Genomic DNA, 15,311 nt, shown 5'->3' with positions numbered 1-15,311 from the left:
ACTTTTGATAAGTAAACGCAGGAGACTTCATGTTAATTTTTAAAGAAATATTATCCAATGAAATCAGTAAAATTTGAGAATGGGGATGAGATGCCCATATTAGGTCTTGGTACATGGAAAAGCAAGCCAGGAGAGGTGTATGATGCGGTGCTTCATGCCTTGAAGTGTGGATATAGACATATTGACTGTGCTCCTATTTATCAAAATGAAAAAGAAGTAGGAAAAGCCCTGCAAAAAGCTTTTAAAGATGGAATAGTTAGCCGAGAAGAGGTTTTTGTCACTTCAAAACTTTGGAACAACGCACATAAAAAGGATCAAGTTATCCCTGCATTGAAAAGAACATTGAAGGACTTAAAGTTAGATTATCTTGACTTATACCTTATTCATTGGCCTGTTTCTCACAAAGAAGATAAGGTTAATATTAGTGAGCCAGGGGATTTTTTATCTTATGATGAAGCACCACTAATGGAAACTTGGGAAGGCATGGAAGAGGCATTTCATGAAGGATTGGCCAATCATGTAGGTGTTTCAAATTTTAATGTGAAACACCTAACTGAAATCCTCGATAATTGTGAAGTAATGCCGGAGATGAACCAAATTGAGCTTCATCCTTTGCTTCCTCAAGATGAGTTAATAGAGTTTTGTCATGAAAATGGAGTTCAAGTAACTGCATATTCTCCTCTAGGAAGCACTGATAGAGCCTCAGCAATGAAGAAAGATGATGAGCCCAATTTGTTGGATAATGAAACAATTAAGAGTATTGCTCAAAAACATCATATTTCACCAGCCCAGGTTTTGATTGCTTGGGCAATTGAAAGGGATACTGTTGTAATTCCTAAATCAGTAAATGAGTCAAGAATTAGGGAAAACTTTAAGAGTTTGGATGTTGAACTAAATCAGGTTGATATGGAAAAAATATCCAAATTAAAAGGGCCTTATCGATTTGTGGATGGCTCTTTTTGGACAATGGAGGGATCCCCCTACAAAATGGAAGATTTATGGGATTAAAATAAAAACCGGATTCAGTCCGGTTTTTTTTATGCCGTTCAAATAGTATTGGTGCTAATTCTTACTTGGACTTTTTTATATTGACACATGAATTATAAATTATTGTTTGCCATCCTGATTTGGTTTGCGTTTTTCTGTAATCTCTCATGCGCACCTAATGCAACTTTTAGGACTTTTGATAAATTTATCAACTATGACGAGGAAAGGATTGAATTAAGTTTAAAATACTTGAATGATCGTCATGGGATTGAAACAGAGACTGTTGAAATTGAACCGAAGATGGTGGTCCTTCACTGGACCGTGGTCCCGACAATTGAAAAGACTTTCGATGTGTTTGACCCATCAGTCTTGCCTGCAGCTAGAGATGGTTTGCAGGGAGCTAGTGCCTTAAACGTTTCTAGCCAATACCTTGTAGACCAAGATGGGACCATTTTTAAGTTGATGCCGGAAAATCATTTCGCTAGACATACCATTGGCTTGAACCACTGTGCCGTAGGGATTGAAAATATAGGTAGTGACGAGATGCCCCTAACAAAGGCTCAAGAAAAAGCCAATGAACAGATCATTCGCTATCTGAAAAGTAAATATGACATCACGCATGTGATTGGTCACCATGAATACCAATTATTCAAAGAGCATCCTTATTGGAAAGAAACCGATCCGGGGTACCTTACCGTCAAAACTGACCCTGGGGATAAGTTTATGAAAGCAGTCCGGAAAAGGATAGCAGATATGAATTTGGCAGGAGTAACGGAATTGGAATCATCAAACAATCAATAGTCCAACCGACCTTAACTCGTTCCATACCCTGGATTGGTGGAGCCTATCCCAAGATGGATTTTGATTTTCTTGCAGATTTTCCTGTAGAGCTGACCAGGCAATGGAGTTGTGTCCTTGAAGATTGTCGAACAGCCATTTTAAGATGGCTTCATTATCTTTTTTAAACCTAACTTGAAGGGAAGAAGTCTTATTTTCAATAAAGAGGATACCTTTATTTTGACCCGTGATCTTAAGTTCAGGCTGATTTCCGATCCATACAAGTTTTGAATTTGAGCTCAATTTTTCGGCCGCCTCATCAGTAATGGCATTATAGATAAAATTGCTGGGAACGGATGTTTCTGGAATTTCAAAATCGAACCATTCCTGTAAGTCAAAATCAAAACCTAAACCATGCATATAATTAAATAGGGCCTTTTTAAGTCCATCGCTGTACCATTCATGTTCGGCCCCTGTTGGATCTTCATGAATGAGATCATTGTCGGCAAACCCACCGAAATCAGGACCGACCCTCGTCACACCAAATTTAGCAGGTTCATGACCGATAGGACTGTGCGCGGTCATGGCAAATAAATGCCAAAACCCTGATTGAAGTACATTGTATTGAAAGAGTTGTCTAACCATTTCTAGACTATCAATCGTTTCCTGATCAGTCTGGGTCGGAAATCCGTACATTAGGTAGGCGTGTACCATAATGCCGGACTCAGTAAAGTTATGAGCCACTTTTGCGACTTGCTCGACCGTTACACCTTTTTGCATGAGTTTCAGCAATCGGTCAGAGGCAACTTCCAGACCTCCCGATACAGCTATGCAACCGGAAGCTTTAAGAAGGCGACAAAGGTCCAATGTAAACCTTTGCTCAAAGCGAATATTAGTCCACCAGGTAATCTTTAAATCTCTCCTGAGAATTTCTATCGCCAATTCCCGCATCAGGGCTGGTGGTGCCGCCTCATCGACAAAGTGAAATCCTGTCTGACCAGTTTGCTTAATCAACTCCTCAATCCTGTCACAAATCAACTGTGCGCTAATTGGTTCATAATGTTGAATGTAATTCAAAGAAACATCGCAGAAGTTGCATTTCTTCCAATAGCAGCCATGGGCCATGGTAAGCTTGTTCCATCTTCCATCTGACCAAAGTCGGTGCATGGGGTTGACAATCTCGATGACAGAAAGATAATTCTGTAAAGGTAGACCTTCGTAGTCAGGCGTTCCTACTTTGCTGAATGGAACGTCCAATGACTGACCTATGGAATAGGCGATCTTCTCTCCATTCTTAAAAAATGTTCTTTTGAGTTTTTCCTGTGGGATTTCCCCATTTAAATATTGAAGTAGGTTCTCAAGAGGCCTTTCGCCATCGTCAAGTGTGATAAAATCCACAAATTCAAATATTCTAGGGTCTTTAATTGACCTCAGTTCAGTGTTGGGATATCCGCCTCCCATGGCTATGGAGACCTTGGGATAATTGGCTTTAATAAACTGCCCAGCTCTTAAAGCCCCGAAAAGATTTCCAGGAAACGGGACTGAAATACAAACAGTTGTTATGCCCTGCATTTTGGGCTCCAACAGTTCAAAAATCATTTTATCGATAAAAGAAGGAGCTGATTGGATCGCTTCATATAACGGATCGAAGGAGCTAGCTGATCTCCCGAGCCTCTCTGCATAACGGCTGAACCCAAAATTGGGATCCACTGCCTCTTGGATAAAATCGCTTAAATCTTCCAAATATAGGGTCGCCAAGTGCCTTGCTTTATCTTGAATCCCCATAGTCCCAAATGCCCAATCAAGCTCTTCCAATTGTTGAAATCTGGAAGCCTGGGGAAGGAAATCCTCATCACAGATATTGTAGGCCAAGGTTGGATTTTTGAACTGAAGAAAACTGATAACCGGATCAATGGTATCAATATAATCCTTCTTCAATTTAAATATACGGTTGGAATTCGGGGTAAGGGTTTCTTTTCGGTCCTTTGGGATTTGAGCGAACATTTCCTCAAGTCCACTTCTAGAAAAAAGTCTCAATATCACCTCAATGCCAAGATCAGCCTGTTTTGCTGACACTCCAATCGTATTAAGAAAACCCTTAAGGTAGGCCGTAGCGGGATATGGCGTGTTTAATTGGGTAAAGGGCGGGGTGATGAGGAGTACTTGTTGTTGCACGACGGTCGATTTTACTGCAAAGTTCGACAAGGTTTTCTCTGAAACCAAATATTACCAGTTTTCATCCTCCTCTTCATCCGGATTAGAACTCAAATTTGACTCACTCGAAATTAAGCCTTTTAGCAACTCCAGGGCTTCCGGCTTATACCTTAATTCCCCCTTTTTCAGAAATTCATTGGTGGCCATCAACGCCTCGAAAGTAGGGTTTTGGATATGACGGGGAACAGTTTTAATCCGAGAATCGCTTTTTTCAAATGGGGTAGGAGTCTTGCTATTGAAAAGGTAGGGTATAAGCGTGGTGGAGCAACTTAGAGCAATTTTACCGACAAAATATTGAGAAAAATATTGGTCAAGCCTTTCATTAATCTCTTCAAAAAACTCCAAAGTTTCAGCCAAACGGACCCGTGAACCCGCCCGGCTTTTGCCTTTTGTCTTGAGATGTTTGATTTGGCTCTTTCCCTGTTTTTTTCTGACCATATATGATCTAAAAACCTTGTGGTCAATGTTTTCCCCATTTTCGAAATAGCCGATAGACGCGATACCTGATCTTATTAGAAGCACGATGTAATTCTGGAGATCCTCTGACTTCAACCGTCCCTCCTCATCCAAATCGAAATGAATAGGAGGACGAAATTTCAAGACGGTCTCATTTTCTTGGAAAAAATACCACTCATGATCCTTAAAATCCTTGTCAGAAGGAATATGGTGAATTATCTCCAATAAATGAGAACTCTCCGCGGCTGAAATTAATTTTTGATCCATGTCAAGGTTTACGGCAATCGTTTTTTAGGCTTATATTTGTAAAAATAGTTTGGATTTACCTTATGGAAATAAATATAGATAGTTTACTGGAAAAAATGTGTAATCCTCAGGAAGAGGAGGCGTATAAATATGCCGATGAATTGGCTGAAGTTGGAGGAGAAGAGACCATAATTAAATTAGTTGAACTGATACAGGGGGCAGATAAGGAGTGTGCATTTTTGGCCGCTAGGGCACTTTCCAAAATGGAAAACAACCAATCTGCTTTAGAACCTCTTTTAGAGGCAATCCATGATAAGGAAAATAAAAATCAAAATGGGGCCTTTGTACAGGCATTGGAGGGATTTGATATCAGCGAAAAATTTGTGGATGTTTTAAGAATCTACTTGTTTGGCAATTTCAAAGCCTCAGCTATTGCCAAGTATTACCTTGATTATACAGAATTTGACATCACGCCCAGGGTAATCAAGAAGGCTGAAAAGCATTGGAATCATTTCACTAACAACAGCAAGTTGGATGAGGCATTTGAGTTGAAAAAAGCAGAAGTAGAGGAAATGCTTTCAGAAATGAAAGGCATGTTTGAGGAAGAATAGGGCCTAAAGCTAGCATTTGAGGGGAAAGAATGGTAGATTTAATAAGCAGATTTTAACCATAAACTTAATATTTTATGAAAGCCATATCTCTTTTTTCATTATTGCTTTTGATGAGTCCGACTCTTTGGGCTCAAAATGTTCCATCAGCTGATTCGCAGATCAAAACAGCTGTTTTGGCTGCTCCCGAGGAGTTTCGGGAAGGAGCCAAAGTCTATGGCTACGATTCCAACGGTGAATGGACGGTTTTAAGAGAGGGTTCAAATGAGATGGTGTGTATTGCCAGTGATCCAAAACGGGAAGGCTTTAGTGCATCCTGCTATCACAAGGACTTGGAACCATTCATGGAACGTGGACGAGAATTAAGTAAAGAGGGTAAGGCATTTCAGGAAATCTTTGATATCCGAGAAAAAGAAGTAAAAGACGGTAAATTAGAAATGCCTAAAGATGGTGTAACCTTGTTTGTACTCTCTGCTGATAAGGAGGATTATGACCCGGAGAAAGGGGAGGTGCGAAACACTAATTTTCGATAGGTGGTGTATATTCCGTTTGCTACTGTGGAGAGTACAGGTTTGCCTTTGAAACCTCAGGCTCCAGGGATGCCTTGGATAATGGATCCGGGAACGCACAGAGCACATATTATGATCACTCCTCCTCCAAGGGATAAGGAATAATAAAAAAGAGGTGCTCAAATGCACCTCTTTACCTTATCAAGCTGATTTCTTTTTCTCCTCTTGCTTGGCTTTCTTGGCCACTCTTTTTTCCTTTAAGTTTTTAGCAGGCTCTTTTTTCCCGCCCTCTTTTTTGATACTTTTCTCTTTTGACATGATGCTTAAATTTTTTTGGATTTATAGAACTTAAAGTTCTCTATACATCATAAAGTAGGTTTGGATAATCCTCCGTACTTTAAGGGAATATATTGAATCTGTATGAAATTTAGCAAACAAATTCCTGATATTTTGTTAAAATAGCTAATTTATTTTATTCGCGAGTTTGCATACTTGTTTTAGATCCATGTACAGTTAGGCATATAAAATTGGTGGAATAATGTTACTTTTGTGACATGAATGATAAAACTCAACTAAACAACCCTCTTCATGGCAAAACTCTCGAAGCAATTTTAAGTGCTTTGGTAGATTATTTTGGATGGGAGTCTTTAGGGCAGAGAATAAATATCAGGTGCTTTACCCATAATCCTAGCATCAAAAGTAGCCTTACATTTTTAAGAAAAACCCCTTGGGCTCGGGAAAAAGTTGAAAACCTTTACATCCGGTTTATAGTAAATTCATAATGACAACAACAGCCTCATTGGTCCAAATAAAAAAAGAATTGAAATTTCTCTGTGAGGAGGATCTTTTTAATTTAATAATAAGATTGGCAAAGCTGAAAAAGGATAATAAAGAGTTGTTGAGTTACCTTTTATTTGAAGCTGAGAACGAGTTCCATTATATAGAAGGCATAAAAAGGGAATTGGATTCGGAGTTTGATTCCCTAAACCCAGGTATTTATTATGCGAAAAAAGGACTCCGCAAGATATTAAGAAATCTGAAAAAGCAGATAAAATACTCGGGAAAGAAAGAAACTGAGGTAGAATTACTCATCTATTTCTGTAAAAAAATGAAAACCTCTTCAATTAGATTTTCAAGCTCTACGGTTTTGCAAAACCTGTATAACAATCAAATAAAATCTATTGAAAAGGCTATTAGCAAACTGCATGAAGATCTACAGTTTGACTTCAAAGGGATGATGGAAGAGCTTTAAAGCTATTCTTCGGTTCTCTTTTTATTCTTTTTGTCTTTTTCCTCGACAGGTGGCTCAGGCGGAGTGTCGGAAATATTGCCGAATTCATCGACATAAGCAATCATGTCCTCGAGTTTACCACTGCTAGGCTGTTCTTTTTTCTCTAGGCGGTTAACGAGTTTTTCTTTACGCTTCTTCGCCTTTTTATCTGCTTTTAATTTTTTGATAAAACTGTTGTTCGATCTTCCCATAAGTGTTTTTTAGGGTTGTAAAATAGAAACACCCCAAAAACAACATCCTGGAAGGAACCTATTTATTCTGAGCGAAGGTGTAAAGCATCGAGCATGATAAATTGAAAAGTATAGTCCTGTACAGATAAATTGTATGTTTTGGAATATTTCTTAATGAGGTACAAAGGTCTTGAATATACTTGACTTTAGCTAATTGTAGCCCATAATTATTCTTTAAGTGCTCAATGCTTCCTTTTTACACCCCGAACAGCCTCCGCCTCTTTAGGGTCTTCTGGCCAAAAATGTTTTGGATACCGCATTTTCAGTTCCTTTTTTACTTCAAAGTAGGTGTTTTGCCAAAAACTTTTTAAATCGGCTGTTACTTGCACTGGTTTATACCCTGGGGAAAGCAAATGGATCAAAACTGCCTGTTTCCCACCATTAATTACCGGTGTCTCCAGCATCCCAAAAAGTTCTTGAAGACGAACAGCCAATATGGGTGATTCCCCGTTATGGAGATATTGCAGTTTGATGAATGAACCACTGGGGACTTCAATCCTATCTGGAGCTAACTCAGCCACCAACTGTTGCTTATCCCAAGCCATTGAATTTGTTAAGATCTCTTTTAAGTTTAACCTGAAAAGATCCTCCTCACGTCGTATTTGGGAAATATAAGGAGAGAGCCACTCAGAAGCTCTTTTTAATATCGAATCTGTGGAAAAATCCTCAAAAACTTCTATGCCGTTCCAAGCCCTTAAGCTCATAACCCTGTTTTGCAATTGGATAACTTCTTCGGTAAAGTTTAACAGTTTTCTACCTTCATTTTTCACTGCTTCGAGAATAGCCTTTTCAGCCTTTACCGGATCAATTTGCTTCAACGGCTGTGATTTCAGCACAATATTTCCAATCCGCATCACTTTCTCGGCCACCAACTTACCTTGCTTAAAGTCCCAATCAATGATTTCCTTATCTTCGACTAAAGGCATCAAATCCTTGGGATTGATCGGAGAGGCTAGAAAAATTTTCCCCATTCCATCTTTGGCGTCCATATTCGCAACAGCCAACCAAGGCTCATGTGCCAAATCATCCCGATGGCCGATCATGGCTAATCTTCCATTGGAGAGTTGGAATTGAGCATTGTTGCCTGGCCGGGCACAGGCAATCCTGTCAGGGTAGGCGTAGGCCAATAGAATTCCCGTTTCAAAGATGTCATAAAAATCATTTGAGGCCTCAATACCCAGCATCCTTCTATAATGTTGAGCAACAGTTTCCACCTTCCGGAAAGCTCCATCAACGTTGTTTTCTTTTCTAAGCCTCCTCAGTTTTTCAATCCGGTGATTGATATCTGTGCCTGCATCTTTACCAAGTGGGTCTTTTTCCTCAATAATTGCGGCCAAATCACTAGCAAGAGACTGCTGTCCGATTTCCTCTGACTTGACCAGCATGTGAGCGATTCTTGGATGGCAGGGGAGACGTTGCATCTTTTTGCCGTGATCGGTAAGCTTGCCGTAGCGGACGGCTTCAAGGCTTTCCAAAAGTTCCACTGCTTGCTCAAAAGCTCCTTGAGGAGGCGGCGTGAGCCAGGCCATATGCCGATAACCCTCAATGCCCCAAGAGTAAAGATCGAGGACCAAGCTTGCCAGATCTGCTTCCAAAATTTCAGGTGTTCTGAAAAGCTCTAGCCTTTCATGGGTGGCTTTGCTCCATAACCTAATACAATTACCGGGGCCCAAACGTCCAGCTCGACCAGCCCTTTGATCGGCGGCATCTTTAGTTATTTTGATAGTTTTCAATCTAGACAACCCTGACCTAGGGTCAAATTTTGATGTTTTACCAAAGCCACTATCAATAACTAATGTGATTCCTTCTATGGTAAGGCTGGTTTCGGCGATACTTGTGGATAGCACAATCTTACGCTTATTTGGATTGGGCAAAATGGCCGACTGCTGCTTATGGAAGGGCAATAGTCCAAACAACGGATGTATGGCAAAATGGGGAAGAGTACTTTTCAAAAAATCATGGCATTGCATAATTTGCGCCTGACCAGGTAAGAAAACTAAAATATCACCTTCAAACTCGTTCACTGCTTTTAAGACAACATTATTAACGGTCTCCACTATGGTCCATTCATCTGTATCACCCCAATATTTTACTTCTACGGGAAACTGTCGCCCCTTACTTTCGACCTCTTTGGCTGAAAGCATTTTAGCCAATTGAGTGAGATCAATGGTAGCGGACATGATCATAATCCGCAGATCTGGCCTCAATACCTGCTGAACTTCCCGGCAAAGCACCATGGCTATATCGGCATGAATGTTTCTTTCATGAAATTCATCAAAAATTACCATCCCGACATTTTCCAGGCTATTGTCCTGTTGGATTAGCCTAGTCAAAATACCTTCTGTCAACACGTCAATTCGAGTGCTTGGAGAGGTGCGGTTTTCAAATCTGATCATATAACCGGTCTGATCTCCAATTTTCCCTGATTGAAGATCCGCCATTCGCATAGCGATGGATTTGGCAGCCAAACGCCGAGGCTCCAACATGAGGATCTTTTTCCCTTTCAACCAAGGCTCATTAACCAGAGCTAGAGGCAGTAACGTACTTTTACCCGCTCCAGGAGGAGCTTTTACAATTAAGGTATTCTCTTCTGCCAAAATATTTTTGACAGAAGGAATAATGTCTGTAATAGGGAGGTCAATTGAAAACGGATCGAATGTCAAGGAAACTGGGATTGATTAGCATGCAAATTTAGCGGAATGGCTTAAAAGAAAAAAGGCTATCAAATTTGATAGCCCCTTTCACTTTATTTTTTGGTTATTTTAACAGGAACTTCAAGTCTTTCCCATTTCAAGACAAATCCATCTGAAGTGACATCGTAGGTTAGTCTTTCATTCATTTCGGCGGACTCTTTTGGAGTAACCTTTACTCTTAGAGCATCCTCAGCTTCTTGGTATTTCATTGATCCCCATTGGGAAGCTTCTTTGTTAAATATAATTGTCCATTCATTTTGTCCAGGAATGGTAAAGAGTGCATATCGACCAGCGTCCAATTCCTTACCTTCTACTTTGATGGCTTGATCAGTTGTAAAAGTAGTGGCTTCATTTGCTCCTGAGCGCCACACTTGATCATATGGAACCAGCCCGCCCCAAATATTCCTGTCATTGACTGCAGGGCTACCATATCCGATTTCTATATTTGCACCATCAACAGTACCCTGAGCAGTACGGGCAGGGCTCGCCTTTTCCTGATCCTGACCTATGGCTAGATGAGAAACTACTAAAAAGGCGCAAATCAGAGTAAGGGATTTCATAAAAGTTTTGCTTTTCATAATTTAAGGTTTTAAAGTTCTGTACTAATTTAAATAAAATCTACTGCATAAATCCCAAAAGCCTACAAAAGGTTTTGAAATATTCTTACCGTTGAGAGAAGGAGTTATAGGTTTGGTGTAAATGCTCAGGAAAATCTTGGCCAAGATAAGCGTCTACTTAAGGATTTTGTTTAAATTATAGCTTCATTCACCAATAAGATGAACATGGCTAATTTTAATCTTAAAATCAACGGTAGGCAGTTTCAGGTTGATGTAGAGGAGGATACTCCACTTCTGTGGGTCCTGCGAGACCATCTAGGGCTGGTAGGCACCAAATATTCGTGTGGAATTGCTCAATGTGGTGCCTGCACAGTCCACATAAATGGAGAAGCCAGGAATTCCTGTGTCACCCCAGTATCAAGTCTGGAATCGGATGAAGTTATCACGATTGAAGGTCTTTCAGAAGATGGTAAGCACCCTGTTCAGCAAGCTTGGGAAGAAGTTGACGTGGCCCAGTGCGGCTATTGCCAGGCAGGGCAAATTATGACTGCTGCGGCACTTTTGAAATCAAACTCCCAACCAAGTATGGCGGAAATCGAAGATGCGATGAACCGAAATCTTTGCCGTTGTGGCACTTATCATAAAATTAGAGAAGCTGTGGCATTAGCCGCTAAAAAATAAACGATATGGCTAGTTTTAAAACTAACAGAAGAGACTTTTTAAAAATGGCCGCAACAGCAGGCGGTGGTTTGTTCATCGGATTTCAATGGTTCAGTTGTGATTCTCCGAAAATGAAGGTGCTGAGCAATGAAGAAATTCTAGCATCAGCTAAGCAATTTAACGCATTCCTCAGCATTACCCCGGAAGGTGATGTAGTCATTTACTCTCCAAATCCTGAATTAGGACAAAATATTAAAACTTCATTCCCCATGGTGGTGGCTGAAGAATTGGATGCTGACTGGGAGAGGGTTCGTGTAGTTCAAGCCAATCTTGATCTCGATAATTTTGAACGACAAGTTACAGGTGGCAGTGGAGCCATGCCCCATTCTTGGGAAAGGTTGCGGAGAGCGGGTGCTACAGCCAAATATCTACTTGTGAGCGCGGCTGCTGATCAATGGGATGTTTCCTACGATTCCTTGTCTACTGAAAAGGGCCAGGTTGTGCATGCTGCTTCAGGCCGAAAAATCAATTATGGCGAGTTGGTGAATGCCGCTTCACAATTGGAGGCACCGGAAGATGTAAGGTTAAAAGATCCAAAAGATTTTAAAATTATCGGGACTCCTGTCAAGAATGTGGACAACAAGGCCATGTTTACAGGTCAGGCTTTATTTGGTCTTGATTTCTACCGAGAGGGAATGGTACATGCCATGATCCAAAGGCCCCCGTTTGGGATGAAGGTAAAGTCTTTTGATGATTCAGAGGCCAGAAATATTAAAGGAGTGTCGGATGTCATCCAATTTGGTGAAAATGTAGCGGTGGTAGGTACTTCCACATGGCCATTGATGAAAGCCAAAAAGGCTTTAAATATAGCGTATGAACCAATTTCTGAAGAAGAAAGTACCGTAAATCACGATAGAATTTTCCGTGACTTACTGGATGGTGATCAGGCAGAGATCATGCGCCAAGACGGAAATGTTGATCGTGCGTTTCAAGGTGCCGCCCAGATAGTAACCAGTGAATATCAATGTCCTTTCCTATCACATTCTCCTATGGAACCCATGAATTTCTTTGCCCATGTAAAAGGTGACAAAGTGGAATTGGTGGGACCAACTCAGACCCCTGAAAGAGCGAGAAATGAAGCGGCAAAACTGCTTGGAATTGAGCCTGAGAATGTATCAGTAGAGATTACCCGATTAGGAGGTGGATTTGGAAGAAGGCTGAGAGCCGATTTCGTTGTGGAAGCTGTAGAACTCTCTAGAATTCTTAATAAACCAGTGAAAGTAACGTGGAGCCGGGAAGATGATATGACAGGTGGGGCTTACCGTCCAGCTGTAAGATATAGATTTCAAGCTGCATTGGATGCTTCAGGAAATATGATCGGTTATAAATTGCGGGGAGCCGGTATAAATGCCGGTAACACCACTCGTCAGGACAACTTTCCATCAGGAGCAGTTGATAATTTATTGATTGAGTCTGTAGAGCACAAGTCCCATGTGACAACCAACGCCTGGAGAGCACCGATCACCAATTTCTTAGCCTATGCCGAGCAATCCTTTTTGGATGAGGTGGCTGAGGTAGCAAAAAAAGATCCTGTTAAGTTTAGGCTTGATCTATTGGCCAGAGCAAAAACAGAACCTGTAGGTGAAATTCATTATGACATAGACCGGATGAAAGGGGTTATTGAGTTGGCTGCTGAAAAATCAGAATGGGGGAGAGACTCTTTAGTAAAACAGGGCTTCAGCGTTTATTTTTCTCACCGATCGTATGTAGCTCAAGTGGCTAATGTGGTAATGGAAAATAACCAGCCGGTGCTGAAAAAAATCATCGCAGCTACCGATTGCGGGATTGTCGTCAATCCTACAGGAGCCAACCATCAGGTTAGAGGTGGTATTGTGGATGGTATGGGGCATGCCATGTTTGGGAATTTGACCTTTCAAAACGGCAGTCCAAAACAGAAGAATTTCGATACCTACAGGCTTATCCGAATGAAGGAAGTGCCTGAAATCGATGTTCATTACATTGATAATGGTATTGACCCAACTGGATTGGGTGAGCCCGCATTGCCGCCAACTGGAGGTGCCATTGCGAATGCAATTTATAATGCTACAGGTAGGCGTTTGAGAAGTCAACCGTTTATTGAGCAAAAGGAGTTTTCCGATATGGAGATAAAAATGGAAAGAGTGTAAGCTCAGCTATATTTTAAATTATTAGTTTAAAAGGCAAGGAGAGGAGCGTATTTAAATTTTCTCCTTGTCAAATTTTAGTATACGGGTAAATAACATTAACTGGCCAGTATGATAGGAGTTGTGCTCTATCAAGATCAGTGCTTCCCGTAAAAGATTATGGTTTTCATTCCTTTGGATAGGCGTGAAAAGTTGTTGGTTATGATTGCTTAACCATTTATTGAATTTTGAGCGATCTTGATAGAAACTATCCTTTATAGATTCCCATTTTTCTTCTGTAATCGTTTCATTGGATTTGGGCCAATAATCATCCGGCCATCTTAATTCCTGATAATTATCGCTGCAGCAATAATCTAGAATATCTTTTTGTGCAATTCGCATGTGCTCTAGGATATCATAAAATGTATAAGGAACACCTGGGACATTTATCTGAATCAACTCAAATGGAATCTCATCCAGAATGTCTTCCAATTTCTTGTAGGCATGTCCTCCCAGAATATGAGTGATGAGTTGAGTTACCGTTCTATAATTGTATAAAATCTCCATAGTATATCAACCGCAGCCTGAAATCAAATGTTTACCTAATTTGTTGTATAATTTATATTATGTTAAATTATGATTAAAACCATAAGCCCCACTTTGGGGCTTATGGTTTTAATGCTTTCTCAATCCTCTCTAATTTGCCATCAATCTCTTCTGATATTTTCAATTCAAGAATTTTAGCTATCAACGGATATACATCTGTGTTCTCCACGGATTCTATCTCAATCCCACTCCGAAAAGCAGGTCCATTTGCATAAAAGATTCCATGCATATCCTTATGTGATGGATCATAACCATGTTCCCCAAAAGCCTCTGTGTCAAACATACTCGCCTTCTGTTGATAACGCATCATGTCTCTGGGAAAAGCCAGGTAATAACCTAAATCTGGAAGAATCAGAAAATCTCCCAACAGGTCTCTGTATTTGTCTATATTCTTGTAGTATTCTTTGTCTTCAATATCAGCTACCGTAAAATTTCCTTTATTCTTATTTAAGGCCCTTGAAACTTTCTTTTTATCCTTTGAATTTTTAAGATGAATATGTGCTAAAGCGCCGTTGTTATACACTTCAACTGGCAAGTCTTTTACAATTTCATCCAGCGCAATTAATCTATCTTTAGTCACATCCGTCATTCCATGATCTGATACCAAAATAATGTTTACATCCAAGTCAAAGCTTTTAACTCCCTCAAACAACGCTCCTAATTGAGCATCCAATGTGGTGAGTTTTGCTTCTAACTTCTCATCATTATTTGGTCCGTAGATATGACCCACATCATCCATGTCGGAAAAGTATAAAGTTATCATTCGTGGCCTCTCCTCATCCGGCATATTTAGCCATTCGAAAACTTTACTAATTCTTTGAAGATTTGGAATTTCCCCATCATACTGATGAAAATATGTTGGGTATGTATCCTGGACAGGTGCTTCAGAGCCAACGAAGAAATAACTTGCAGAAGTAATCCCTTGCCGTTCTGCCAAAACCCAAATCGGCGTTCCGCCATACCAGTATTTGTCTTGTACGACTTCTCTGTTGCCTATGGAATAGATTTGATCTTTTTTTGGATCATAAAATGTATTGTCCACCAAACCATGATTTTCTGGCTTAAGTCCTGTGGCAATGGTATAGTGATTGGGAAATGTCTTACTAGGAAAGGAAGGAATCAACGATTCAGCAGCCACTCCCCCATTGACAAATTCAGTTAAGTTTTTCGGCTGAAATCTTTCGATATAATCATGACGGAATCCATCAAGACTGATGAGGATTACATGAGGTTGCTTGTTTTGGGCAAAAGCATTAGTTAAAGTTAAAGTAACAAGAAAGAATACCGAAAGAAGTCGCAATTGAATAGTTAACAT

14 protein-coding genes and 1 pseudogene are annotated in these 15,311 nt (G+C 40.3%); 8 read left to right on the top strand and 7 right to left on the bottom strand.

The window, feature by feature from the left end; all coding sequences use genetic code 11:
* The first annotated feature begins 57 nt into the window (after positions 1–57).
* Entirely contained in the window at positions 58–1,008 is a 951-nt protein-coding gene (locus FPL27_RS10360; RefSeq protein ID WP_143961025.1) for an aldo/keto reductase, read from the top strand.
* Positions 1,009–1,095: 87 nt separating this feature from the next.
* Positions 1,096–1,788: an N-acetylmuramoyl-L-alanine amidase gene (locus tag FPL27_RS10355; protein ID WP_143961024.1), complete on the top strand. Its 693-nt coding sequence runs from the start codon at positions 1,096–1,098 to the stop codon at positions 1,786–1,788.
* Here the strand turns inward: FPL27_RS10355 and FPL27_RS10350 are convergent.
* Positions 1,774–3,939, bottom strand: a complete 2,166-nt coding sequence (locus FPL27_RS10350; protein ID WP_143961023.1) for a B12-binding domain-containing radical SAM protein — start codon at positions 3,937–3,939, stop codon at positions 1,774–1,776. The two genes, FPL27_RS10355 and FPL27_RS10350, sit on opposite strands and share 15 nt — an antisense overlap.
* Positions 3,940–3,990: 51 nt before the next feature.
* Positions 3,991–4,701, bottom strand: coding sequence for a hypothetical protein (locus FPL27_RS10345; protein ID WP_143961022.1), 711 nt, complete (start codon positions 4,699–4,701; stop codon positions 3,991–3,993).
* A gap of 62 nt (positions 4,702–4,763) precedes the next feature.
* Between FPL27_RS10345 and FPL27_RS10340 the strand changes: the two genes are divergently transcribed.
* The 4 genes and pseudogenes from FPL27_RS10340 (at position 4,764) to FPL27_RS10325 (ending at position 7,049) form a co-directional block, all read left to right on the top strand.
* A complete protein-coding gene (locus tag FPL27_RS10340) occupies positions 4,764–5,291 on the top strand; it encodes a HEAT repeat domain-containing protein (RefSeq protein WP_143961021.1) in 528 nt (175 codons plus the stop codon).
* A 74-nt stretch (positions 5,292–5,365) separates the two neighbouring features.
* Positions 5,366–5,962: pseudogene (locus tag FPL27_RS10335) on the top strand (hypothetical protein).
* A 389-nt stretch (positions 5,963–6,351) separates the two neighbouring features.
* Positions 6,352–6,579, top strand: coding sequence for a VF530 family protein (locus FPL27_RS10330; protein ID WP_143961020.1), 228 nt, complete (start codon positions 6,352–6,354; stop codon positions 6,577–6,579).
* An 83-nt stretch (positions 6,580–6,662) separates the two neighbouring features.
* Complete coding sequence (locus tag FPL27_RS10325) at positions 6,663–7,049, top strand: hypothetical protein (protein ID WP_235893415.1); 387 nt, start codon at positions 6,663–6,665, stop codon at positions 7,047–7,049.
* 2 nt (positions 7,050–7,051) lie between these two features.
* Here the strand turns inward: FPL27_RS10325 and FPL27_RS10320 are convergent, their stop codons facing one another.
* The 3 genes from FPL27_RS10320 to FPL27_RS10310 all read right to left on the bottom strand — a co-directional run bounded on the left by FPL27_RS10320 (position 7,052) and on the right by FPL27_RS10310 (position 10,589).
* On the bottom strand, positions 7,052–7,279 hold the full coding sequence (locus FPL27_RS10320; protein ID WP_143961018.1) for a cold-shock protein: 228 nt from the start codon (positions 7,277–7,279) through the stop codon (positions 7,052–7,054).
* Between the two features lie 221 nt (positions 7,280–7,500).
* Positions 7,501–9,981: an ATP-dependent helicase HrpB gene (gene hrpB, locus FPL27_RS10315; protein ID WP_143961017.1), complete on the bottom strand. Its 2,481-nt coding sequence runs from the start codon at positions 9,979–9,981 to the stop codon at positions 7,501–7,503.
* A gap of 83 nt (positions 9,982–10,064) precedes the next feature.
* Positions 10,065–10,589 (bottom strand): DUF2911 domain-containing protein, encoded by a 525-nt coding sequence (locus FPL27_RS10310; RefSeq protein WP_143961016.1) that lies wholly within the window; start codon positions 10,587–10,589, stop codon positions 10,065–10,067.
* Between the two features lie 204 nt (positions 10,590–10,793).
* Here FPL27_RS10310 and FPL27_RS10305 point away from each other — a divergent pair, with 204 nt between their 5' ends.
* The gene (locus tag FPL27_RS10305; RefSeq protein WP_143961015.1) at positions 10,794–11,249 is read left to right on the top strand and encodes a (2Fe-2S)-binding protein; all 456 of its coding nucleotides are present in this window, start codon (positions 10,794–10,796) and stop codon (positions 11,247–11,249) included.
* A 5-nt stretch (positions 11,250–11,254) separates the two neighbouring features.
* Positions 11,255–13,414: a xanthine dehydrogenase family protein molybdopterin-binding subunit gene (locus FPL27_RS10300; RefSeq protein WP_143961014.1), complete on the top strand. Its 2,160-nt coding sequence runs from the start codon at positions 11,255–11,257 to the stop codon at positions 13,412–13,414.
* A 51-nt stretch (positions 13,415–13,465) separates the two neighbouring features.
* Here the strand turns inward: FPL27_RS10300 and FPL27_RS10295 are convergent, their stop codons facing one another.
* A complete protein-coding gene (locus FPL27_RS10295) occupies positions 13,466–13,957 on the bottom strand; it encodes a DinB family protein (RefSeq protein WP_143961013.1) in 492 nt (163 codons plus the stop codon).
* Between the two features lie 100 nt (positions 13,958–14,057).
* Entirely contained in the window at positions 14,058–15,311 is a 1,254-nt protein-coding gene (locus FPL27_RS10290) for an alkaline phosphatase family protein (protein WP_143961012.1), read from the bottom strand.

The organism is Litoribacter populi (assembly GCF_007483685.1).
Classification (GTDB): domain Bacteria; phylum Bacteroidota; class Bacteroidia; order Cytophagales; family Cyclobacteriaceae; genus Litoribacter; species Litoribacter populi.
Note: the sequence above shows the minus strand (reverse complement) of the source record. Positions and strands in the feature narration are given on the sequence as shown.

Coding starts and splice junctions, on each gene's coding strand:
- FPL27_RS10360 (WP_143961025.1), top strand. CDS start 58: ATGAAATCAGTAAAATTTGAGAATGGGGATGAGATGCCCATATTAGGT.
- FPL27_RS10355 (WP_143961024.1), top strand. CDS start 1,096: ATGAATTATAAATTATTGTTTGCCATCCTGATTTGGTTTGCGTTTTTC.
- FPL27_RS10345 (WP_143961022.1), bottom strand. CDS start 4,701: ATGGATCAAAAATTAATTTCAGCCGCGGAGAGTTCTCATTTATTGGAG.
- FPL27_RS10340 (WP_143961021.1), top strand. CDS start 4,764: ATGGAAATAAATATAGATAGTTTACTGGAAAAAATGTGTAATCCTCAG.
- FPL27_RS10330 (WP_143961020.1), top strand. CDS start 6,352: ATGAATGATAAAACTCAACTAAACAACCCTCTTCATGGCAAAACTCTC.
- FPL27_RS10320 (WP_143961018.1), bottom strand. CDS start 7,279: ATGGGAAGATCGAACAACAGTTTTATCAAAAAATTAAAAGCAGATAAA.
- FPL27_RS10310 (WP_143961016.1), bottom strand. CDS start 10,589: ATGAAAAGCAAAACTTTTATGAAATCCCTTACTCTGATTTGCGCCTTT.
- FPL27_RS10305 (WP_143961015.1), top strand. CDS start 10,794: ATGGCTAATTTTAATCTTAAAATCAACGGTAGGCAGTTTCAGGTTGAT.
- FPL27_RS10300 (WP_143961014.1), top strand. CDS start 11,255: ATGGCTAGTTTTAAAACTAACAGAAGAGACTTTTTAAAAATGGCCGCA.
- FPL27_RS10295 (WP_143961013.1), bottom strand. CDS start 13,957: ATGGAGATTTTATACAATTATAGAACGGTAACTCAACTCATCACTCAT.
- FPL27_RS10290 (WP_143961012.1), bottom strand. CDS start 15,311: ATGTTAACTATTCAATTGCGACTTCTTTCGGTATTCTTTCTTGTTACT.